This window comes from Mycolicibacterium sarraceniae, from assembly GCF_010731875.1.
GTDB lineage: Bacteria > Actinomycetota > Actinomycetes > Mycobacteriales > Mycobacteriaceae > Mycobacterium > Mycobacterium sarraceniae.
The window spans coordinates 2,520,147-2,540,356 of record NZ_AP022595.1; the positions used below are offsets into that span (position 1 = coordinate 2,520,147).

The following is a 20,210-nucleotide window of genomic DNA, read 5'->3' on the forward strand; positions in this document are numbered from 1 at the left end:
GTCTCCTAACCGAGGGTCGCCGAGATGTGCTGAAAGCCAGTGAAATGCTTGGCCATCTCGTCGTCGTCGTTGTTCTCGAATCCGGTGGCCTCGAACAGTTCCTGCACCAGTTCGCCGGTGACGTGCCAGCCAAGGCCGTCGAAATACCTTGTGCGCACTGCCATTCCCTGCGCCATGTGCTGCAGATCGTTCTCGGTGTTGTCGGCGGACCCCTGCCCGTCGAGGATCTGCAGGAACATCTCCATGTCGACGGCTTTGACCAACGGCTCGGCCCACGGATCGTCGATCAGTGTCGCCCGGTGGGCCAGGGCTCGGGATGTGGCTGCGGCCGTCGCCGTCGCGCCTACGCCGGAAGCCAGATCCCAGGTGTCACCCGCGGAGCGAGCCATCACCACTCCTTCGTGCGGGTCGCGGTCAGATAGCCGGCGTTGTCGCTGAACTGCGCCAACATCTCGTCATCGGGCAGCTCGAAACCGTTGGCGGCATACGATTCCCGGGTGGTCTGCGTGTTGATTCGCCAGCCGCGCTCGCTCAGATAGTCGCTGACCGGATGGCGCTCCCCGTCGTAGAACAGCGCCGGCAGATCGATGTCCGAGCCGATCCGTGCTGAATAGCTCTTGAAGCGCTCGCGCCAACTGTCCGGCAATGCCATACCGCCGGCCATGAATTCGGTGGCGAAGCGGCTGTCCGGAGCGGACAGCGCGGTGACGTTGTCCAGCAGCCGGTCTTGCGCCTCCGGTGGCAAATAGATCAACAAACCTTCGGCAATCCACGCCGTCGGCGCGTTGACGTCGAAACCGTTCTCTCGCAACGCTGTCGGCCAGTCGTCGCGCAGGTCGACACCAATGGCGCGCCGCTCGGCGGTGGGCGAAACCCCTTGCTCGGCCAGCACGCGCGACTTGAACTCGATGACCTGGGGCTGGTCGAGTTCGAACACCACCGAGCCGGCCGGAAAGCTCATCCGGTAGGCGCGGGTGTCCAGCCCGGAGGCCAGGATGACCGCCTGTCGGATGCCGTCACGCGCCGCGTTGGTGAAGACATCGTCGAAGAACCGGGTCCGCACGGCGATCTGTTCGGTCATCCGGCGCCGGTTGAGCATCGGGTCGTCTTCATCGACGCTGGCCTCGCCGTTGGCCACTCGGATCAGATAGTCGACGCCGACGGCCTTGACCAGCGCGTCGGCGTACGGGTCGTCGATCAGTGCGTCCGGGCCCTGGGAGGCCAGCGCGCGCGAGGCGGCCACGGAGGTCGCGGTGGCGCCCACACTGGAGGCCAGGTCCCAGGTGTCGCCGTCGTATCTGATTGAGTCGCTCATGGGTTACTTCCGGATTGCGGTGACGGACAAGGAGTTCCGTAGTGATTCGGTCAAGTTCGTTTCGGGGAACGGTCGGCCGTAGGCCGCGAAAAGATCGGCGCGAGCTTGGGAGCTAACGTCCCAGCCAAGGCCTTCGAGATAGCCGGTGACGGCGTTGCGTTCCCCGGTATAGAAGAGGTCGGCCATGTTGAGGTCCAGTCCCTTATCCCGCCACTGGTCGCTGATCGCCTTGGATCGGTCGGCCAGACCGCGGCCGCCGTCCGAGTGGTACTCGGTGGCCAGCCGGCTTCCCGGCACCGACAACGTGGTGATGTTGTCGAACAGCCGGTCCTGGGCGTCTGGCGGCAGGTAGACCAGCAGGCCCTCGGCGCTCCACGCCGTCGGCTTGGTGTCGTCGAAACCGTTGGCCCGCAGGGCTGCCGGCCAATCCTCGCGCAAGTCGATACCCACCGAGCGGAGCTCGGCGGTAGGGGAGGCGCCGAAGGCGCTCAGTGTCTCGGTCTTGAATTCGATGACTGTGGGCAGGTCGATCTCATAGACCACCGTCCCGGCTGGCCAATCCAGTCGATATGACCGGGAGTCCAAACCGGAGGCCAGGATGACGGCTTGGCGCACTCCCGCTTCTGAGTCTGACGTCGCCGGCCCAGCGGCTCCGGTCGCCGCCAGGAAGAAGTCGTCGAAAAAGCGGGTTCGCACGGCCATGACGTCGGTCATCACCCGGGCGGTGTCCGTGCTGTCGACGGTTGCGAGGTCGATGTCGCCGTCGACCATCTTGGTGAAGATGTCGATACCGACGGCGCGGACCAGGGGCGCGGCGAACGGGTCATTGATGAGGGCGTTGTCTTCGCGGCTGGCGACCGCGCGGGCGGCGGCGACCATGGTCGCGGTGGTGCCGACGCTGGTGGCCAGGTCCCAGCTGTCAGAGTCGCTGCGGCTCAACGGGTGCCGCCGTAGACGGCGCTGAGGTAGTAGAGCTTGCCCATCGGCTCGTCCTCGTCGAAGGTGCCTCGCCGGCCGGCGGCCAATAGGTCGTTGACGGGGGAGCTGCTGACCTGCCAGCCGTGGCCGCCGAGGTAGGTGCTGGCTTCGTTGCGCTCGCCCAGGTAGACCAGGCTGCCGAAGTCGAGGTCGAAGCCGTTCTCGCGCCAATGCGCCGCGATCTCCTCCATCTTCTCGCGCGACTCCTCGCGTTCCTGCTCATTCGACGGGGGTGCTGTGTCGATGGCGATCCGGCTACCCGCTGCGGACAGGTCGGTGATGGTGTCCAGCAGGCGGTCCTGGGCGTCAGGGGGTAGATACCCCAGTAGGCCTTCGGCGCTCCACGCGGTGGGGGTGGTGGGGTCGAAGCCGGCTTCCCGCAATGCGCTTGCCCAGTCGTTGCGCAGATCAACAGCCACGGTGCGGCGATCGCATGTCGGTGTGGCACCCTGCTCGGCCAGGGTCTGCGTCTTGAACGCGATGACTTCTGGCTGGTCGATTTCGAAGACGACCATGCCGGTCGGCCAATCCAGACGGTAGGCGCGCGAGTCCAGCCCGGAGGCCAGGATGACCACCTGCCGTACCCCTGCGGCGGCTGCGCCGAGGAAGAATTCGTCGAAGAACTTCGTCCGCACCGCCATGTTGTCGGTCATCCGGGTCACGCCCATGGCCGACTGCTCATCGGTGGTGGGGAGATCCCCGCTGGCCATTTTGGTGAAGAAGTCGACGCCGACTGCGCGCACCAGGGGTTCGGCGAAAGGATCGTCGATCAGGGGTTCGCTCTCCCGGCTGGCCGCGGCGCGGGCGGCGGCGACCAGTGTCGCGGTCGCTCCCACGCTGGACGCCAAATCCCAGGTGTCGTTATCGGTACGCGTCATCGTCAGCCCTTTACTTCCCGGCAACCTATACTTAGCCAATATAATCACTCTCGACTGTACGCGATCCGCGCTGTAAGTCTTCTGTGAGCGCGGGCGGGCCCGCCTCGCAGCGATTTGCGGATTCCCGCCCTGCCTGGGCCAACTGTTACTCTCGTAGACTGTTTGAGCGCGCGATGCTGCAGGCGTGAATCCTGGCGGCGATCGGTGCAAGGCAGGATTACCCGAACGCTGGCCAGACCAGCCCCATTGGCACGCTGAGACTCCCGTCCGGCTGCCCAGGAGGAAGAGTGCTCTCGGCTTTCATCTCTTCGCTCAGGACGGCAGACCTGAGGCGAAAGATCCTGTTCACCCTGGGTGTTGTGATCCTGTACCGGGTCGGCGCATCGCTGCCGTCCCCCGGGGTCAACTACAAGAACATCCACCAGTGCATCGAGCAGGTCTCCGGCGGCAGCGGGGGGCAGATCTATTCGCTGATCAACCTCTTCTCCGGCGGTGCGCTGCTGCAGTTGACGGTGTTCGCGGTGGGCGTGATGCCCTACATCACCGCCAGCATCATCGTGCAGCTGCTGACGGTGGTGATCCCACGCTTCGAACAGCTGCACAAAGAAGGTCAGGCCGGCCAGGCCAAGATGACCCAGTACACGCGCTACCTGGCGATCGCGCTGGCAATCCTGCAGGCCACCAGCATCGTGGCGCTGGCTGCCAACGGCGGCCTGCTGCAGGGCTGCTCGCTGGACATCCTCCAGAGCACCAGCATCTTCGCCCTGGTCATCATCGTGCTGGTGATGACCGCCGGCGCCGCCCTGGTGATGTGGATGGGCGAGCTGGTCACCGAGCGTGGCGTCGGCAACGGTATGTCGCTGATGATCTTCGCCGGTATCGCCGCCCGCATCCCCGCCGAGGGCAAGAGCATCCTCGACAGCCGCGGCGGCCTGATCTTCACTGCCGTCTGCGTGGCCGCCTTGGTGATCATCGTCGGCGTCGTCTTCGTCGAGCAGGGCCAGCGTCGCATTCCGGTCCAGTACGCCAAACGCATGGTGGGCCGGCGGATGTACGGCGGCACGTCGACTTATCTGCCGCTGAAGGTCAACCAGGCAGGCGTTATCCCGGTGATTTTCGCCTCGTCCTTGATCTACATCCCGCACCTGGTTACTCAGCTGATCCAGAGTGGGCGGACCACCCCGAGTAACGGCTGGTGGGACCGGTTTGTCGCCAACTATCTGACGAATCCCGCCGATCCCGTGTACGTGGGCATCTACTTCGGCCTGATCATCTTCTTCACCTACTTCTATGTGTCGATCACGTTCAATCCCGACGAGCGTGCCGATGAGATGAAGAAGTTCGGCGGGTTCATCCCCGGCATCCGGCCGGGCAAGCCCACCGCCGACTACCTGCGTTTCGTGTTGAACCGGATCACCCTTCCCGGCTCGATCTACCTGGGTGTGATCGCCGTCCTGCCGAACGTGTTCCTGCAGATGGGTAGCGGCGGTGGCGTCCAGAATTTGCCGTTCGGCGGAACCGCGGTTCTGATCATGATTGGCGTCGGCTTGGATACGGTCAAACAGATCGAGAGCCAGCTGATGCAGCGCAACTACGAAGGGTTCCTGAAGTGAGAATTGTTTTGCTTGGTCCGCCCGGTGCGGGCAAGGGAACCCAGGCCGCCGATCTGGCCAAGAAACTCGGTATTCCGCATATCTCCACCGGTGACCTCTTCCGGCACAACATCGGTGAGGGTACCGAGCTGGGGCTGGAAGCAAAGAAGTATCTCGATGCCGGTGACCTGGTTCCGGCCACGTTGACCAATGCTCTGGTCGACGACCGGCTTGACGACGAGGACGCCGCCAGCGGCTTCATCCTCGACGGATTTCCCCGGTCGGTCGAGCAGGCCGAGGCCCTCAAGCAAATGCTCAGCCGCCGTGAGCTGAAGCTGGATGCCGTTCTTGAATTCCGGGTGCCCGAGGACGAGCTGGTCGCCCGGCTGATGAGCCGCGGCCGCGAAGACGACAAAGAGGACGTTATCCGCAACCGGTTCAAGGTCTATCGCGACGAGACCGCGCCGCTGCTGAACTACTACAGTGGCGAACTGAAGACCGTCGACGCTGTCGGCAGCACTGACGAAGTGTTCGCTCGGGCGTTGCAGGCACTCGGCCACTGACGCTCGATGGTCTCGCTGCCCGGTCTGCGTAGTCGCAAGACGGTTCCCGCCCGCACGCCGGGTGAATTGGATGCGATGGCCGCTGCCGGCTCAGTTGTCGCCGCGGCCCTGCGCGCCGTCCAGGCGGCCGCCGCGCCCGGGGTGTCCACCAAGGATCTCGACGACGTCGCCGAGACGGTGATCCGTCAGGCCAACGGCATCCCGTCGTTCCTGGGCTATCACGGCTATCCCGCCAGCATCTGCTCTTCGGTCAATGACCGTGTGGTGCATGGGATTCCGACGCCCGAGGAGACGCTCGCAGCTGGTGACCTGGTGTCGATCGACTGCGGTGCGATCATTGAGGGCTGGCATGGCGACGCCGCCGTCACCTTCGGTATCGGCACGCTAATCGCGATGGACGACGCTCTATCGGCGGCCACGAAACAGTCGATGGAAGCCGGTATCGCGGCCATGATCCCCGGTAACCGGCTCACCGACGTCTCGCACGCCATCGAAACCGGCACCCATGCCGCCGAGCGGACCTACGGCCGGAAGTTCGGCATCGTCGCGGGCTACGGCGGGCACGGTATCGGCCGGGAAATGCACATGGACCCGTTCCTGCCCAACGAGGGTGAGCCAGGCCGCGGGCCGATGCTGGTCGTCGGGTCGGTGCTGGCGATCGAGCCGATGCTGACACTGGGCACCACCAAGACCCGGATCCTGGCCGATGAATGGACCGTCGTCACCTCCGACGGGTCGCGGGCCGCGCACTGGGAGCACACGGTCGCGGTGACCGAGCACGGTCCGCGCATCCTCACGGCCTAGCCTTTCGCGCCCACTGCGGCGCACACTTTGAACCAGACACTCACCGGCTACGTGTCTCAGCCGGGAGGTTGAGTGATGAACGACCCGGAGGCCGCGTTGGTGCGTGTGCTCGACGACCAGCACCCGGCCGCGTTATGGCGCTATGCACTGCGGCTCACTGGCGATCCGGCGCGTGCCGAGGATGTGGCGCATGCAGTTGCCGTTCGGCACGGACAATTCCAGCCTCGTGGCCGTCGCGGCGTGCTACGACGCGGACCGTCAGCTGCAACGGCCATATTCGGGTGATCGCCGCCGAACGATGCTATCTGCTGATGCGATTGCGGGCCGTGGGTGTCTACGTCACCGAGGGACATGCGAACTTCGTGTATCTGCCGCCGGCAGGCAAGCCCTGGCAGGACGTGTTCGACCCGGCCGGGGTGCGGGTCCGCCACTACGGCGACGGCGGGGTGCGAATCACGTTGGGGGAGCGGTTCTCGACGCGGGCAGTGCTGGCCGCGGTGGCGGAGCGGCGGTGGTGGCCCACCGCGGTGCCCGGATGCGGTATGAATGGGCGGATGCCTGCTTCAGACCTGCCCGATAAGCCGGATCCGATCGCCGCGGCGCGCCGGAACTGGGAGCGCTGCGGGTGGGGCGACGTCGCCGAGGGCATGGTGGCGGTGACCTCCGTGATGCGCGCGCACCAGATTCTGCTGGCCCGGGTGGAGAACGCGCTGCGGCCCTACGATCTGAGTTTTTCGCGGTTCGAGCTGCTGCGGCTGCTGGCGTTCAGCCGCACCGGCGCGCTGCCGATCACCAAGGCGTCCGACCGGCTGCAGGTGCACGTCACTAGCGTCACCCACGCCATCCGGCGGCTGGAGGCAGACGGGCTGGTGAAGCGGGTGCCGCACCCCACCGACGGGCGTACGACGCTGGTGGAGATCACCGAGATCGGTCGCTCGACCGTGGAGGATGCCACCCGAACACTCAACGATCAGGTGTTCGCCGATGTCGGAGTATCCGCGCAGGAAGCCCGCGCGCTGGTGGCGTCGATCGAAACGCTGCGCCATCATGCAGGAGACTTTTAGCGCAGGGTCTCGATGACCGCGCTGAAATCCAGATCGGCATGCTCTTGGGCGAACGTGGCGTAGATCTCGGCCGCATGGGTGCCCAGCGGGGCGGTCGCACCGGTCGATGACACCGCGGCCATCGCCAGGCCCAGGTCCTTGTTCATCAGCGCGGTGGCGAAACCCGGCTGGAAGTTGTTGTTGGCTGGTGACGTCGGAACTGGGCCGGGCACAGGGCAATTGGTATGTACCGACCAGCAGTTGCCGGTGGCCCCGGTGATCACATCGAACAGCGATTGCGCCGAAAGGCCGAGCTTCTCGGCCAGCACGAACGCCTCACCGACGGCGATCTGCTGCACCGCGAGCACCATGTTGTTGCACAACTTCGCGGCCTGCCCCGCACCCGAGGACCCGCAGTGAATCACCTTGCTGGCCATCGGATCCAGCACCGCGCGGGCCTTCTCCAACGCGTCGGCCGCGCCGCCGACCATGAAGGCCAGCGTGCCGGCCGTCGCACCCTTGATACCGCCGGAGACGGGGGCGTCGAGCTGGCTCATACCGGCGGCCGTGGCTTGGGCGTTGACCTCACGCGCATCGTCGACGGAGATGGTGGAGGTGTCGATGAACAGAGTTCCGGGCTTTGCGGCCGGGAGCGCCTCGGCGTAACAGGCTTTCACGATCGCCCCGTTGGGCAGCGAGGTGATGACGACGTCGGCGTCGGCGACCGCGGTGGCGCCCGTGTCAAATACCTTGGCGCCCTTCCCCTTAGCGGTCGCGCGCAGCGTGGGCACCGGGTCGAAGCCGCGCACGGTGTAGCCGGCGTTGACAAGGTTGGCCGCCATCGGCCCACCCATGTGACCGAGCCCCAAGAACGCGATCGTCGTCATGTATGGCTCCTTTGCCTCATGCCGTTGCGCGCGCCCGGGCAGCTTCTGCTCGCCCGATGACCACACGCATGATTTCGTTGGTGCCCTCCAGGATTCGGTGCACGCGCAGATCGCGAACGATCTTCTCGACCCCGTACTCCCGCAGGTAGCCGTAACCGCCGTGCAACTGCAGGGCCTGATCGGCCACCTCGTAGCAGGAGTCGGTGACGTAGCGTTTGGCCATCGCGCATAGTTCGACCTTGTGCGGCTCGTCGTTGTCCAGGGCGATCGCGGCGCGCCACAGCATCAGCCGGGAGGTCTCCAGCGCAGTGGCCATATCGGCGAGCGTGAACCGGATGGTGGGCTCGTCGAGCAACGATCCCCCGAAGGCCTGGCGGTCGGCCAGATAGCCAACAGCCTTGTCGTAGGCGGTTTGCGCGCCGCCCAGCGAGCACGCCGCGATATTGAGCCGGCCACCGTTGAGGCCGTTCATCGCGATACCGAAACCGGTGCCCGCACCCTCGGGGCCGCCAAGCATCGCCGATGCCGGGACCCGCACACCTTCGAGAATGACCTGTGCGGTGGGCTGAACGTTCCAGCCCATTTTCTCTTCTTGGCCACCGAAGCTGAGCCCCGGCGTGTCCTTTTCGATCACGAATGCTGAGATGCCGCGCGGGCCGTCGGCACCGGTTCGCGCCATGACCACGTATACGTCGGAGCTGCCCGCCCCGGAGATGAACTGCTTGACCCCGTCGAGCACGTACTCGTCGCCCTCGCGGACGGCCTTGGTACGCAACGCTGCCGCATCCGAGCCGGCACCGGGCTCGGTGAGGCAGTAACTAGCGATCGCATCCATCGAGGCGAGCTTGGGAATCCAGGACTTGCGCTGCTCGGCGGTGCCGTAGGTGTCGATCATCCAGGCGCACATGTTGTGGATCGAGATGAACGCTGCCAGTGCGGGATCGGCCGCGGAGAGCTGCTCGAAGATCCGCACCGCGTCCAGGCGCCGCAGCCCGCTGCCACCGACGTCCTCGGCGCAGTAGATCGCGGCCATCCCCAACTCGGCGGCCTCACGCAGCGCATCGACCGGGAACTCCTTGGAGTGATCCCACTCCAAGGCATACGGCGCAAGGCGTTTGGCGGCGAATGCCGCCGCCGTTTCGGCGATGACGCGTTCGTCGTCCTCGAGTGTCAGGAAGGTCATTTCATTGTCGGGATGACGAACTCGGCGCCGTCCTTGATGCCCGAAGGCCACCGCTCGGTGACGGTCTTGGTCTTGGTGTAGAACAGGATCGAATGCGGCCCGTGCTGGTTGAGGTCGCCGAAGCCGGAGCGTTTCCAGCCGCCAAAGGTGTGGTAGGACACCGGTACCGGGATCGGCACGTTGACGCCGACCATGCCGACCTGCACCCGGGACACGAAGTCGCGGGCGGTGTCGCCGTCGCGGGTGAACACCGCGACACCGTTGCCGTATTCATGCTCACTCGGCAGCCGTAGGGCTTCCTCGTAATCGTGGGCGCGCACGATGCACAGCACCGGGCCGAAGATCTCGTCGGTGTAGATCGACATGTCGGTAGTGACGTGGTCGAACAGTGTCGGACCGATGAAGAAGCCACCTTCGAGGCTGGCATCGGCGAATGTCAGCTCGTCACTGGCCTTCTCGCGGCCGTCGACCACGATCTCGGCGCCGGCGGCCACACCGGCATCGATGTAGTCGCGGACCCGCTTGAGTGCGGCACCGGTGACCAGTGGGCCGTAGTCGGCCTTGGGGTCCAGGCTGTGGCCGACGCGCAGACCGGCGATTCGCTCGACGAGCCTGGTGCGCAATCGGTTTGCGGTTTCCTCGCCGACGGGTACCGCGACGCTGATGGCCATGCACCGCTCGCCGGCGCTGCCGTAGCCGGCGCCGATGAGGGCGTCGACGGCCTGGTCCAGATCGGCGTCGGGCATGACGATCATGTGGTTCTTCGCGCCGCCGAAGCACTGCGAACGCTTACCGTTCGCGGCTGCGGTGGAGTAGATGTACTGCGCGATATCGGAGCTACCGACGAAGCCGACGGCCTTGACGTCGGGGTGGTGAAGGATGGCGTCGACGGCTTCCTTATCGCCCTGCACCACCTGGAACACCCCGGCCGGCAGACCGGCTTGCAGGAACAGTTCGGCCAAGCGCACCGGCACGGAAGGGTCGCGCTCGGATGGCTTGAGGATGAACGCGTTTCCGCATGCCAGGGCGGGGCCGGCCTTCCATAGCGGGATCATCGCGGGAAAGTTGAACGGGGTGATGCCGGCGACCACACCGAGCGGCTGCCGGATCGAGTACACGTCGATACCGCCGCCGGCGCCCTCGGTGAACTCACCCTTGAGCAGGTGCGGGATGCCGATGGCGAACTCGATGACCTCGATGCCCCGCTGGATGTCACCACGCGAGTCAGCGACAGTCTTGCCGTGCTCGATCGACAGCAGCTCGGCGAGCTCATCGGTGTTGGCGTTGACCAGCTCGATAAACCTCATCAGCACGCGGGCCCGGCGCTGGGGATTCCAGGCGGCCCATTCCTTCTGCGCCTCGACGGCCGAAGTCACCGCGGTGTCGACGTCGGCGGTCGACGCCAGGAGCACCTGGGCCTGGACCTCGCCGGTGCTGGGGTTGAGGACGTCGGCGGTGCGCGTGCTGGACAGGCTGCTGCGCTTGCCGTCGATGAAGTGCTGGATGGTTGTGCTCATGACTGCCCCTAGGCTCCCGGCGGCTGAATACTAGGACATCCTAGTAACGCGTTGACCGGGTCCGCAAGGGGGTCTGTCGAGACTGCGGTGAGCGCGTCGAGACTGCATTGAGAGCGAATTTTGTCGCCGAAATGCGATCTGGACGCAGTCTCGATGACGGGGGTCTACCGCCACAGATACCGCGTGCTTGGCCGGCCGGTCTTGCCGTATTCGGTGAGGCGGGTGACGGTGCCGTCGTCGGCGAGGCGTTCCAGATAGCGCCAGGCCGTCACCCGCGATACCCCCACCAGCTTGGCGGCCTCGCCGGCGGTCAAGCCGTCGCTGCGGTCGCGCACCGCGCGCGCGATCTCGTCGGTGGTGGCCGGCGCCGCACCCTTGGGCGCCACCGATTTGTCGGTGCTGATCCGCAACTCGCCTAGGGCCCGGTCGACTTCGGCCTGACTGGCGGCGTCGGTGCCGGCGGGCAGGGCGTCGCGGTAGCGACGGTAGCGCTCGAGGCGATCGCGGAAGGCGGCGAACGTGAACGGTTTGAGTAGGTAGGCCAGCGCGCCGTGGGCGACGGCGGCACGCACCATCTCCAGATCGCGTTCGGAGGTGATCGCGATGATGTCGGGTGCTGGCCGCAACCCCGACAGCGCCGAGGCTAGCGCGATACCGCTGGCGTCGGGCAGGCCGAGATCAAGTAGCACCAGATCCACGGGGGTTTCGGCCTCCGACGCGATCCGCATCGCGTCGCGGGCGGTGTGCGCCAGCCCGACGACGGTAAACCCTTGCAGCCGAGTCAGATACGTGCGGTGTGCCTCGGCGATCAGCGGTTCGTCCTCGACGATCAGGACGTTGATCATGCGATGGTCACCGTCACCACCGAACCGTAGGTGAGATCCGCGCTCAGGGTGCCCCCGTGGCGGTTGACGATCTGCGCGACGAGTGCGAGCCCCAATCCTTGGTGGCCGGCGTCGGCACCGGATTTCGTCGAGTAGCCGCGTTGCATGGCTCGCTGGAAGGTTGCGGTGTCCATGCCCGGGCCGCTGTCGGCGACCTGGATCTGCAGCTCGCCATTCTGGTTGACGGTGACCTCGATCCACGGGTCGTCGCGGTCGCAGGCGTCCATCGCGTTATCGATCAGGTTTCCCAGCACGGTGACCATCTCTTGCGAACTCAACAGCGCCTCGGCGGGCAGGTGGGTGTCCTCGGTGATCGTCAGCTCGATCCCGCGTTCGTCGGCCTCGGCGGTCTTTCCGAGCAGCAGCGCAACCAGCGCGGGTTCGGCGACCGCGTCGGAGACCCGGTCAACGAGCTGCTGGGACAGCGCCAGCTCCTGGGTGGCGAACTTAACGGCCTCATCGGGGCGGCCCATCTCGACCAGGGTGATGACGGTGTGCAACTTATTGGCTGACTCGTGCGCCTGCGCGCGCAGTGCGTCGGTGAACCGTTGCAGGGAGCTCAATTCGCCTAGCGCGCCTTGTAATTCGGTGCGATCGCGGATCGTGACTACTTCAGAGTCCGAAGCACTCACCTGCGATCGGTTGACGACGAGCACCCGGTCGTCGGTGAGGCGGACCTCGTCGCGCGCGCCGGGGTCGTTGCCGCGCAGGAACTCTGGAAGATCGGTGCGACTGATCGGACCGGCGGGAAGGGCCAAAAGACGGCGGGCTTCGTCGTTAACCAGGGCCACACCGTTGCGGTTCAAGACGATCAGCCCTTCGGAGACCGAGCGCAGGATGGCGTCGTGGTGGTCGTACATCACCCGCAGCTCGTCGGGGGCCAGCCCGTGGGTTTGGTTGAGGACCCGTCGGCGGATCGCCCAGATGCCGACGAAGGACAGGGCCAGCGCGCCGATCCCGACACCGACGATCGTCGGCCATTGCGAACGCCATCGCGCGGCCAGGCTCTCGGTGGTGATACCCGCGGCGACCAGGCCGATGATCTGCCCCCGGGCGTTGCGCACCGGGGCGATCGTGCGGACCGACGGGCCGAGGGTGCCGGTGTAGATCTCGGTGTAAGTCTCCCCGCGCAGGGCCGGTTCGATGGTGCCGATGTACTTCTGGCCGATCTGGCTGGGGTTGGTGTGGGTGAAGCGGGTGCGGTCGGGGGCCATGATCGTGATGAACGCGAGGTCGGTGCTGGTGCGGACTGCCTCGGTGACCGGTTGTAGAACCCGCGCGGCGTCACCGTCTTCGATGGCCTTCGCGGTCGAGGGGGAGTCGGCCAGCGCGACGGCGATCGCGGTGACCTGTTGGCGTGCGGCGGCGTCGCCGTGGCGTTTGACGTCGAGTAGGGCCAGGGTGCTGCCGGCTAGGACCACCAGGACGATGACGGCGGCCTGCAGGGCGAAGGCTTGCCCGGCCAACGAGCGGGGGAGTACTGCCACTGCTGACCTCCGCGTTGAACGTAATGAACTAAAGCGTGACGTGCGTCACGTGGGGGTAAACCATCCTTGCAGACGTATTGCTAGACGAACCGGAAGGAAACCGCTCATGACCACGGTTGTGGATCGTGCTGGGGGCGACGACAAGCCCGAGGCGCCCAAGCGCCGGGATCGCACGCACTGGTTGTACCTCGCGGTCATTGCGGCGGTCGTTGGCGGCGTCATCGTCGGCCTGGTGGCCCCTGGGGTCGGCAAGGACGTCGGTGTCCTGGGCACGATGTTCGTGGCGCTGATCAAGATGATGATCGTTCCGGTCATCTTCTGCACGATCGTGCTGGGCATCGGATCGGTACGGAAGGCCGCGACCGTCGGCAAGGTCGGCGGTCTGGCGTTCGGTTACTTCCTGGTGATGTCGACGGTCGCACTGGGGATCGGCCTGTTGGTCGGCAATCTGCTGCATCCCGGTAACAGCCTGCACATCTCGGAGTCCACGGCCGGCAAGGGTGCGGAGTTGGCCGAAACCGCGCACAAGTCAGGCGGTTTGATGGACTTCATCCAGCACATCATCCCGACGTCGTTGTTCTCGGCGCTGACTGAGGGCAATGTGCTACAGGGGTTGTTCGTGGCGCTGCTGGTCGGCTTCGCGATCCAGGCGATGGGCAGCAAGGGTGAGCCGCTCCTTCGTGGAGTGGAGCATCTGCAGCGCCTGGTGTTCAAGATCCTGGCAATGGTGTTGTGGCTAGCCCCAATTGGCGCGTTCGGCGCGATGGCCAATGTGGTGGGGCAGACCGGGTGGAGCGCGGTGACAAACCTGCTCGTGCTGATGTTCGGCTTCTATCTCACGTGCGTGGTATTCGTGTTCGGGGTGCTCGGAGCGCTACTGCGGATGGTGGCCGGGGTGTCGATCTTCAAGCTGGTGCGTTACCTGGCGCGGGAGTATCTGCTGATCTTCGCGACGTCGTCATCGGAGTCGGCGCTGCCGCGGTTGATCGCGAAGATGGAGCACCTCGGCGTGCAGCAGAGCACGGTGGGTGTGGTTGTGCCGACCGGGTATTCGTTCAACCTGGACGGCACGGCGATCTACCTGACGATGGCGTCGTTGTTCATCGCCGACGCGCTGGGCGATCCGTTGTCGGTGGGCGAGCAGCTGGGCCTCCTGGTGTTCATGATCGTGGCGTCCAAGGGTGCGGCCGGGGTGAGCGGGGCCGGGTTGGCGACGTTGGCCGGCGGGCTGCAGGCGCATCGGCCCGAGCTTCTGGACGGGGTCGGGCTGATCGTGGGGATCGACCGGTTCATGTCGGAGGCGCGGGCGGTGACGAACTTCTCCGGCAATGCGGTGGCCACGCTGCTGGTCGGGTCGTGGACCAAGACGGTGGATATGGACAAGGTCAACGGGGTGCTGGCCGGCCGCGACCCGTTCGACGAGGTGACGATGCTCGACGACGACGGTCGCGGGTCGGCGGAGAAGAAGCAAGCGGTCGCCGCCTGATTGCAGAGCGTGCGACACCCCGGGTGACCCCTTCGCCCGGGGTGTCGCCCTGTGGGTACGGTGCTTGAACCGGGTTTACGCCGGTGCGCCCCCATAGCCCAATTGGCAGAGGCAGCGGACTTAAAATCCGCACAGTGTGAGTTCGAGTCTCACTGGGGGCACCGTATCGATGCTGTTAGAGGCTATTTTCGCATCGAACGTTTGAGCGGTCGGCGCCGTTCGGCCCGTCCGCGTCAGCGTCGCGTCAGCAGCGGGGTTGTGCACTCCTTGCACCGACTCCGCGAGCGATCTTTGGCGCGCTGTTCGCGTCGTTTGTCGGATGCGCGCGATATCGTCGCCTCGACACAGTGCCGACAGGCCGACCCGCCAAGTCACGCATCTTGAGGTCTGACCTCGACGTATACGGCTAGTGTCAACGCAGCATTGTCGGGAGGGCACGCATGTTTCGAGGGAGCTTCATCTAATGCCGTCACCCGGAATCTCGGAAACCGAGACGGTCGTCAAGCGAATACTTCCATACCTCGTCCGACGTGGCTATGACGTCGACACTGATCTCACCTTCGAACTACCGACATCTGGGTCGGGTTCATCGCCCAAATTCGTCGATATCTCGGTTACTGCCGGTGCAAGCAAGCCGAAGTTCCTCATTGAGGCGAAGCGGCAGTCGCATCGACTGTCGAACACGGATAGGACACAAGCACTCGACTACGGCAAGGCCGCGAAGGTGCCTTTCGTCGTGCTCACGAATGGCGGCGATCTTGAGCTCTTAAACACGGCTACCGGGGAACCGATGAGGGGCACCGACAGCCCCGGCGGGAAGACGATGATCCCGCACAAGTCGCAACTTACAAAGGTCCTACTGGCCTCAAATCAAACCCAAACGCTAGCGATCTCCAGCTAACGGACAAGTCGCTGCCATTCCGTCCTGGGCTCCCGCTGAAGCAGCTCAACGGCTTGTTCAGTCGTTGCCACGGCAAGATTCGTTCGCTCGAAAAAGACGAGGCCCAATCGAACACATAGCGATTGCGCCGCCCGGGAAACAGTGGAGCGTGCGGGTACTTGCCGACCCCGAACGGGTGAACCGTTGTGTGGTATCGCCGTATCTCATCTGCCAGCCACGGCGCTAGTGGCACAACGCGATCCGATGACGCGTCACACTTCCGTATCCCAGGCGTTTGCGATCTGGTAACAGGCGTCCCGGGGCCACGAGCGCGGAACAGTCACGTCCTGGGTGAGTTTCGCTCTATGGTTAACCGTGCCCGAATTGGACCGTCGCAGCATGGTGTTGATGTCGGGGCTGGGATTGTTGGCTGCTGCCATCCCGTTTGAGTCCGCGAAAGCCCAGGGGGCGGCCTACCTATTCCAGGACGATTTCGACGGCCCGGCCGGCTCAGCCCCCAATCCCGCGAACTGGTCCGTCCAGAACTGGCAGGACGATGTCTGGCCGCCGGTCGCGAGTCAGTACCGCGATGACCGGCGCAATGTGTTCCTCGACGGAAACTCGAATCTCGTGCTGATGGCGACTCGAGAGGACGATCAGTACTTCAGCGGCAAGGTGCGGGGGAACTGGCGGGTTCCCATGGGCTACACCTGGGAAGTGCGCGCCAAGCTCCACTGCCTGACCTCGGGAGCCTGGCCCGCCTACTGGGCCGTGAACGAAGATCCGCTCCCCGACGGGGAGGTCGATGTTTTCGAGTTCTACGGCAATCGCAGTTGGGCTCCGGGAACGACGGTGCACGCGGCATCGAACGGGAAAACGTGGGAAAGCAAGTCGATCGCCGGATTGATTGACGGCGCCTGGCACACCTGGCGGATGCGCTGGGATCAAGATGGATTCACATTCTGGCGCGACTATGTCGACGGCGCGAAACCGTACTTCACGGTGCCGCCGAAACCCATCCCGGTACATGGCAACCCCACCGACCTACGCTGGCCGTTCAACAATCCCGGCTATTGGATGTCGCCGATGTTCACCCTTGCGGTCGGGGGACCCGGCGGCGGTGATCCATCTCTGGGCACCTACCCGGCGTCGATGCTCGTCGACTGGATCCGCATCTGGTAGCCGGCCGGACCTTACTCGGCGGCAGCCAACTTCATCTCTTCCAAGCGTTCCGGTAGGGCGTCGACGTACTGGGTGAAGACGTCGCGCAGCACCGCCTCATCGGTGAGTACCTGCCCGCCGTCGAGTTCGAGATGAATCCGGCCGTCGCGCGCCAGAAGCAGCAGCTCCTCGACCAGGGCTGCCGAATCGCGCGAACCGTCGAGCAGTGTCAACCCGTGCGCGTCCAGCGAGCCGAGCGCCACGGTCTCATGCCACACGTTGAACGTGTAGGCGTCGTCACCAGCGCTTGCCCATTGACGATCAGGAACTCCAGCAGCTGGTCGATCCGCTCGCTGACCTCGTCGGGAGGCGAGCCGAGTTCGCTGCTCAGCAAATTCACCAGCTGCTCCCGCGATAGCGTCCACGGCGACTGCCACGTCAACGTATCGCAAGCAACCTTCAACGCCGGATCGTCGATCGATACCGTTGCACCACTGGACAACTGATAGTTCTGGGCCGAGTGATCAAGCTTGGTCGGGCCGTCCACCACCAATATCTCGGCGGCGAAGTGCATACCGTCGAAGTTGCGGTGGTCCAGGGTGTGACTGAGTGCGGCAGCGCGATCGGGATGCACGTACAGCGTTTGGCGGAATGCGCGATCGACGGCGAAATCCAGGTATTGCTCGATCACGGGATGCGAACCCCCGCATTGCTGTGTCACGTGTTCGGCCACTGTGGCGCCGTAGTTGGCGGGGAACATCAGTTCGGGTTGCGCCTCAGCGAGGAACGCCACGCCGTGTGCGCCCGCTCGCTGCAGCATGTCGGTGAAATCGACCATGGCACGGGCCTCGATCACCTGTTACTGGTGCGACCCGCCATCGCGCGCGGCGAACAGCATCGCGTCGCGCACGATCTCCTTGGACTTCCAACCCGGGATTAGGTTTCCGGCAGCGCCACAATCGATTTCGAGAACTCGCGCCGCGCCTACCGGCGGCGCCCGGCGACCGGCCCACGGTGGCGGTGTTGCGGTCGCCGCAGCCCACCGATGCCGTGCCGCCGCTTGCGCTGGCCGTGCTGTTGTTCGTCGCAACCGCGAAGTTGAGGCCGGGATCGGAGGTTGCCGTCGCCGTGCCGGACTGAATCAGGCTGTGGCCGTTGAACGCCTGTTGACCGTCGCTGGGAACGACGACCACGGGGTGGGCCTTCGTCGTTGAGCGTGCCGATGTGGTCGTTGGTGTGACCGGGGTTTGATCTTGGTGGTCTGCACCGTCAGTGTGTCGAGGAACTGATGGTGCGCGGCACCCCGCTGAAGTCTTGGCCGGCTTGGCGGGGTGCCGCGCTGTAGTGCTCGGAGGCACTGATGGTGACCGTAGAGGTCGATCTTGTTCGCGTCGAGTCCCGGTTGGCGGCTGGGGAGCTGTCGTGTCCGTCGTGCCCGGACGGGGTGCTGGCCCGGTGGGGTTTCGGGCGGTCGCGGCGGGTGGTCGGGCTGGAGGGTCCGGTCCGGCCTCGCCGGTCGCGGTGCCGGGGGTGTGCGGTGACTCATGTGTTGTTGCCGGTGTCGTTGTTGCTGCGCAGGGCGTATGCCGCGGAGCTGGTATGGGCGGTGTTGCAGGCCCGGGCGGCCGGTGTCGGGCATCGGCGGATCGCCGCGGCGGCGGGTATCCCGGCGTGCACGGTCCGGCGCTGGTTGCGGGTGATCGGTCGGCGGGTCGAGGCGGTGCGCCAGTGGTTCATCGGGGTCGCGGTGACCGCGGGGGTGGAGGTGTCGATACCTCCGGCGACCGGCACAGCTGTCGGGGATGTTCTGGCTGCGGTGGGCGCGGCGAGGGCGGCGATGGTGTCCCGGTTCGGGCCGGGACGGCTGGTCGGCGCGGTGACGGCGGTTTCAGTGGCGGTGGCGTGCAGCGGTGCCCGGCTGCTCGCGCCGGAGTGGCCGCCGGTGTCGGGGTGGGTGGGTGCAACACCAGTTGCCCTCTGATGCGCGGTGGGGTCGATGGGCCATCGTCGCGGGGATGACTGCCCTGGCAACGGGTTTGGGCGGCATCGCCAGCGGTGAAGGAGTCAGTGCGGTGTTGGGTGAGGATGAGAAGCGCCGGGCGCGGGCCCAGGCGGTGGGGTTGTTCCGCTACCAGTTGATCTGCCCGGCGTTGGATCAGGGCCTGTCGACGAAGGCCCGGGGCCGGCTGGTCCGCCAGATCGCCTCCGGTGAGCACACCGACCCGTTCGGGACCCCGGTGCGGTATTCCCGGGACACCCTGGATCGGTGGATCCGCCGGTATCGGGCCGGCGGGTTCGTCGAGTTGGTGCCCAGCCCCCGGACGTGTGTGCCGCGCACCGATACCGCAGTGTTGGAGATGGCCGCGGCCCTCAAGCGGGAGAACCCGGCCCGGACCGCCGCGCAGGTGGGCAGGATCCTGCGCACCGCGACCGGGTGGGCGCCCTCGGAATCGACCCTGCTGCGGCTGTTCCACCGCCTGGAGCTGATCGGCCCGGCCGCCGGGGATGCCCCGGTGGTGTTCGGCCGGTTCGAAGCCGCCAACCCCAACGACCGGTGGACCGGGGACGCCCTGCACGGCCCGCGGATCGGCGGGAGGAAAACCTATCTGTTCGCCTTCCTCGATGATCATTCCCGGCTGGTCTGCGGCTACCGTTTCGGCTTCGCCGAGGACGCCGTCCGGTTGGGTGCCGCGCTGCAACCCGCACTGGCCGCCCGCGGGGTCCCGGCCAGCGTCTATGTCGATAACGGGTCGGCCTTCGTCGATGCCTGGCTGCTGCGGGCGTGCGCGAAACTCGGCGTGCGCCTGGTCCATTCCACCCCGCACCGCCCCCAGGGCAGAGGCAAGATCGAACGGTTCTTCCGCACCGTGCGTGAGCAGTTCCTGGTCGAGATCGTCGATACCACCGCCGAACAGCTCGCCGCTACCGGGGTTGATCACCGCACCGCGCTGCTGGAACTGAACCGGCTGTTCACCGCGTGGGTCGAAACCGAGTACCACCGCCGCACCCACACCGAGACCGGCCACGCCCCGCTGGACCGCTGGGAGCAAGGCTGGACCCGGCTCGGCCGCGGCCCGGCGGTACCGACATCCGCGGATCTGACCGAGGCGTTCCTGTGGTCGGAGCACCGCACCGTCACCAAAACGGCCACGGTGTCGTTGCACGGCAACACCTTTCAAGTCGATACGGCCCTGATCGGGCGGCGGGTGGAGTTGGTGTTCTCACCCTTCGACCTGGAAACCATCGAAGTCCGCTACCGCGAGGTCCGCTACGGCCGGGCCGTGCCGCACATCATCACCCGCCATACCCACCCCAAAGCCCGACCCGAAACACCCGAACCAGCCCCGGCGGCGACCGGGATCGACTACCTGGCGCTGACCGCCCAGACCCACCACGAGCAGATCCGCGCCGATCACCGCATCGGATACAACGCCCTGTTCGCCACCCCACCACCGCGCGTACCGACGGCCAGATCCCCGGACAACTCAGCATCGACGACATCGCCAGCCTTGACGACCAGGATGGGGTGTCGGCGTGAGTATCGAACGGCTG

The 20,210-nt window shown here is 65.7% G+C and carries 19 protein-coding genes, 1 tRNA gene and 3 pseudogenes; 11 read left to right on the forward strand and 12 right to left on the reverse strand.

Annotated elements, in window-relative coordinates; all coding sequences use genetic code 11:
- Positions 1-5 precede the first annotated feature (5 nt).
- Genes G6N13_RS12635 through G6N13_RS12650 form a run of 4 tightly spaced genes read right to left on the reverse strand, consistent with a single transcriptional unit; the run spans position 6 to position 3,171 of the window.
- Complete coding sequence (locus G6N13_RS12635) at positions 6-389, reverse strand: class I SAM-dependent methyltransferase (RefSeq protein ID WP_163697448.1); 384 nt, start codon at positions 387-389, stop codon at positions 6-8.
- On the reverse strand, positions 389-1,315 hold the full coding sequence (locus tag G6N13_RS12640) for a class I SAM-dependent methyltransferase (protein WP_163697450.1): 927 nt from the start codon (positions 1,313-1,315) through the stop codon (positions 389-391). Before G6N13_RS12640 ends, G6N13_RS12635 begins: the two co-directional genes overlap by 1 nt.
- A 3-nt stretch (positions 1,316-1,318) precedes the next feature.
- Entirely contained in the window at positions 1,319-2,254 is a 936-nt protein-coding gene (locus G6N13_RS12645; RefSeq protein WP_163697452.1) for an SAM-dependent methyltransferase, read from the reverse strand.
- On the reverse strand, positions 2,251-3,171 hold the full coding sequence (locus tag G6N13_RS12650; RefSeq protein ID WP_163697454.1) for a class I SAM-dependent methyltransferase: 921 nt from the start codon (positions 3,169-3,171) through the stop codon (positions 2,251-2,253). The genes G6N13_RS12645 and G6N13_RS12650 overlap by 4 nt, the downstream gene beginning before the upstream one ends.
- A gap of 287 nt (positions 3,172-3,458) precedes the next feature.
- Here G6N13_RS12650 and secY point away from each other — a divergent pair, with 287 nt between their 5' ends.
- The 5 genes and pseudogenes from secY to G6N13_RS12675 all read left to right on the forward strand — a co-directional run bounded on the left by secY (position 3,459) and on the right by G6N13_RS12675 (position 7,194).
- Complete coding sequence (secY, locus tag G6N13_RS12655) at positions 3,459-4,784, forward strand: preprotein translocase subunit SecY (protein WP_163697456.1); 1,326 nt, start codon at positions 3,459-3,461, stop codon at positions 4,782-4,784.
- Positions 4,781-5,326 (forward strand): adenylate kinase, encoded by a 546-nt coding sequence (locus G6N13_RS12660; RefSeq protein WP_163697458.1) that lies wholly within the window; start codon positions 4,781-4,783, stop codon positions 5,324-5,326. Before secY ends, G6N13_RS12660 begins: the two co-directional genes overlap by 4 nt.
- 6 nt (positions 5,327-5,332) lie before the next feature.
- Positions 5,333-6,130: a type I methionyl aminopeptidase gene (gene map, locus G6N13_RS12665; RefSeq protein WP_163697460.1), complete on the forward strand. Its 798-nt coding sequence runs from the start codon at positions 5,333-5,335 to the stop codon at positions 6,128-6,130.
- A gap of 75 nt (positions 6,131-6,205) precedes the next feature.
- A pseudogene (locus G6N13_RS12670) lies at positions 6,206-6,337 on the forward strand (sigma-70 family RNA polymerase sigma factor); the annotation flags it as partial.
- A 347-nt stretch (positions 6,338-6,684) separates the two neighbouring features.
- Positions 6,685-7,194, forward strand: a complete 510-nt coding sequence (locus tag G6N13_RS12675; RefSeq protein ID WP_163702064.1) for a MarR family winged helix-turn-helix transcriptional regulator — start codon at positions 6,685-6,687, stop codon at positions 7,192-7,194.
- Here G6N13_RS12675 and mmsB read toward each other — a convergent pair.
- The 5 genes from mmsB to G6N13_RS12700 form a co-directional block, all read right to left on the reverse strand.
- Positions 7,191-8,060: a 3-hydroxyisobutyrate dehydrogenase gene (gene mmsB, locus G6N13_RS12680; RefSeq protein WP_163697462.1), complete on the reverse strand. Its 870-nt coding sequence runs from the start codon at positions 8,058-8,060 to the stop codon at positions 7,191-7,193. The two genes, G6N13_RS12675 and mmsB, sit on opposite strands and share 4 nt — an antisense overlap.
- Before the next feature lie 16 nt (positions 8,061-8,076).
- The gene (locus G6N13_RS12685) at positions 8,077-9,243 is read right to left on the reverse strand and encodes an acyl-CoA dehydrogenase family protein (protein WP_163697463.1); all 1,167 of its coding nucleotides are present in this window, start codon (positions 9,241-9,243) and stop codon (positions 8,077-8,079) included.
- Positions 9,240-10,760 (reverse strand): CoA-acylating methylmalonate-semialdehyde dehydrogenase, encoded by a 1,521-nt coding sequence (locus G6N13_RS12690; RefSeq protein ID WP_163697465.1) that lies wholly within the window; start codon positions 10,758-10,760, stop codon positions 9,240-9,242. The genes G6N13_RS12685 and G6N13_RS12690 overlap by 4 nt, the downstream gene beginning before the upstream one ends.
- 164 nt (positions 10,761-10,924) lie before the next feature.
- Positions 10,925-11,605: a response regulator gene (locus G6N13_RS12695; protein ID WP_163697467.1), complete on the reverse strand. Its 681-nt coding sequence runs from the start codon at positions 11,603-11,605 to the stop codon at positions 10,925-10,927.
- Entirely contained in the window at positions 11,602-13,131 is a 1,530-nt protein-coding gene (locus G6N13_RS12700; RefSeq protein WP_163697469.1) for a sensor histidine kinase, read from the reverse strand. The genes G6N13_RS12695 and G6N13_RS12700 overlap by 4 nt, the downstream gene beginning before the upstream one ends.
- Before the next feature lie 106 nt (positions 13,132-13,237).
- Here G6N13_RS12700 and G6N13_RS12705 point away from each other — a divergent pair, with 106 nt between their 5' ends.
- From G6N13_RS12705 to G6N13_RS12715, 3 genes are all read left to right on the forward strand, one after another.
- Positions 13,238-14,617, forward strand: coding sequence for a cation:dicarboxylate symporter family transporter (locus G6N13_RS12705; RefSeq protein ID WP_163697471.1), 1,380 nt, complete (start codon positions 13,238-13,240; stop codon positions 14,615-14,617).
- Positions 14,618-14,704: 87 nt separating this feature from the next.
- A tRNA-Leu gene (locus G6N13_RS12710) sits at positions 14,705-14,778 on the forward strand.
- Between the two features lie 302 nt (positions 14,779-15,080).
- The gene (locus G6N13_RS12715) at positions 15,081-15,518 is read left to right on the forward strand and encodes a type I restriction enzyme HsdR N-terminal domain-containing protein (protein ID WP_163697473.1); all 438 of its coding nucleotides are present in this window, start codon (positions 15,081-15,083) and stop codon (positions 15,516-15,518) included.
- 100 nt (positions 15,519-15,618) lie between these two features.
- Here the strand turns inward: G6N13_RS12715 and G6N13_RS26365 are convergent.
- A pseudogene (locus G6N13_RS26365) lies at positions 15,619-15,786 on the reverse strand (tyrosine-type recombinase/integrase); the annotation flags it as partial.
- A 95-nt stretch (positions 15,787-15,881) separates the two neighbouring features.
- On the opposite strand from G6N13_RS26365, the gene G6N13_RS12720 reads away from it, so the two are divergent.
- Positions 15,882-16,679 (forward strand): glycoside hydrolase family 16 protein, encoded by a 798-nt coding sequence (locus G6N13_RS12720; protein WP_235678070.1) that lies wholly within the window; start codon positions 15,882-15,884, stop codon positions 16,677-16,679.
- Positions 16,680-16,690: 11 nt separating this feature from the next.
- Here the strand turns inward: G6N13_RS12720 and G6N13_RS12725 are convergent, their stop codons facing one another.
- Together G6N13_RS12725 and G6N13_RS12730 are read right to left on the reverse strand one after the other, a co-directional pair.
- Positions 16,691-16,936 carry a hypothetical protein gene (locus G6N13_RS12725; RefSeq protein WP_220096749.1) on the reverse strand — a complete coding sequence of 82 codons (246 nt, stop codon included), beginning with the start codon at positions 16,934-16,936 and terminating at the stop codon, positions 16,691-16,693.
- Positions 16,888-17,514 (reverse strand): methyltransferase regulatory domain-containing protein, encoded by a 627-nt coding sequence (locus tag G6N13_RS12730; RefSeq protein ID WP_163697478.1) that lies wholly within the window; start codon positions 17,512-17,514, stop codon positions 16,888-16,890. The genes G6N13_RS12725 and G6N13_RS12730 overlap by 49 nt, the downstream gene beginning before the upstream one ends.
- A 504-nt stretch (positions 17,515-18,018) precedes the next feature.
- On the opposite strand from G6N13_RS12730, the gene G6N13_RS25710 reads away from it, so the two are divergent.
- Positions 18,019-18,639 (forward strand): helix-turn-helix domain-containing protein, encoded by a 621-nt coding sequence (locus G6N13_RS25710; protein WP_163694516.1) that lies wholly within the window; start codon positions 18,019-18,021, stop codon positions 18,637-18,639.
- 34 nt (positions 18,640-18,673) lie between these two features.
- Positions 18,674-20,196, forward strand: a pseudogene (locus G6N13_RS12740) (DDE-type integrase/transposase/recombinase).
- Positions 20,197-20,210 lie beyond the last annotated feature (14 nt).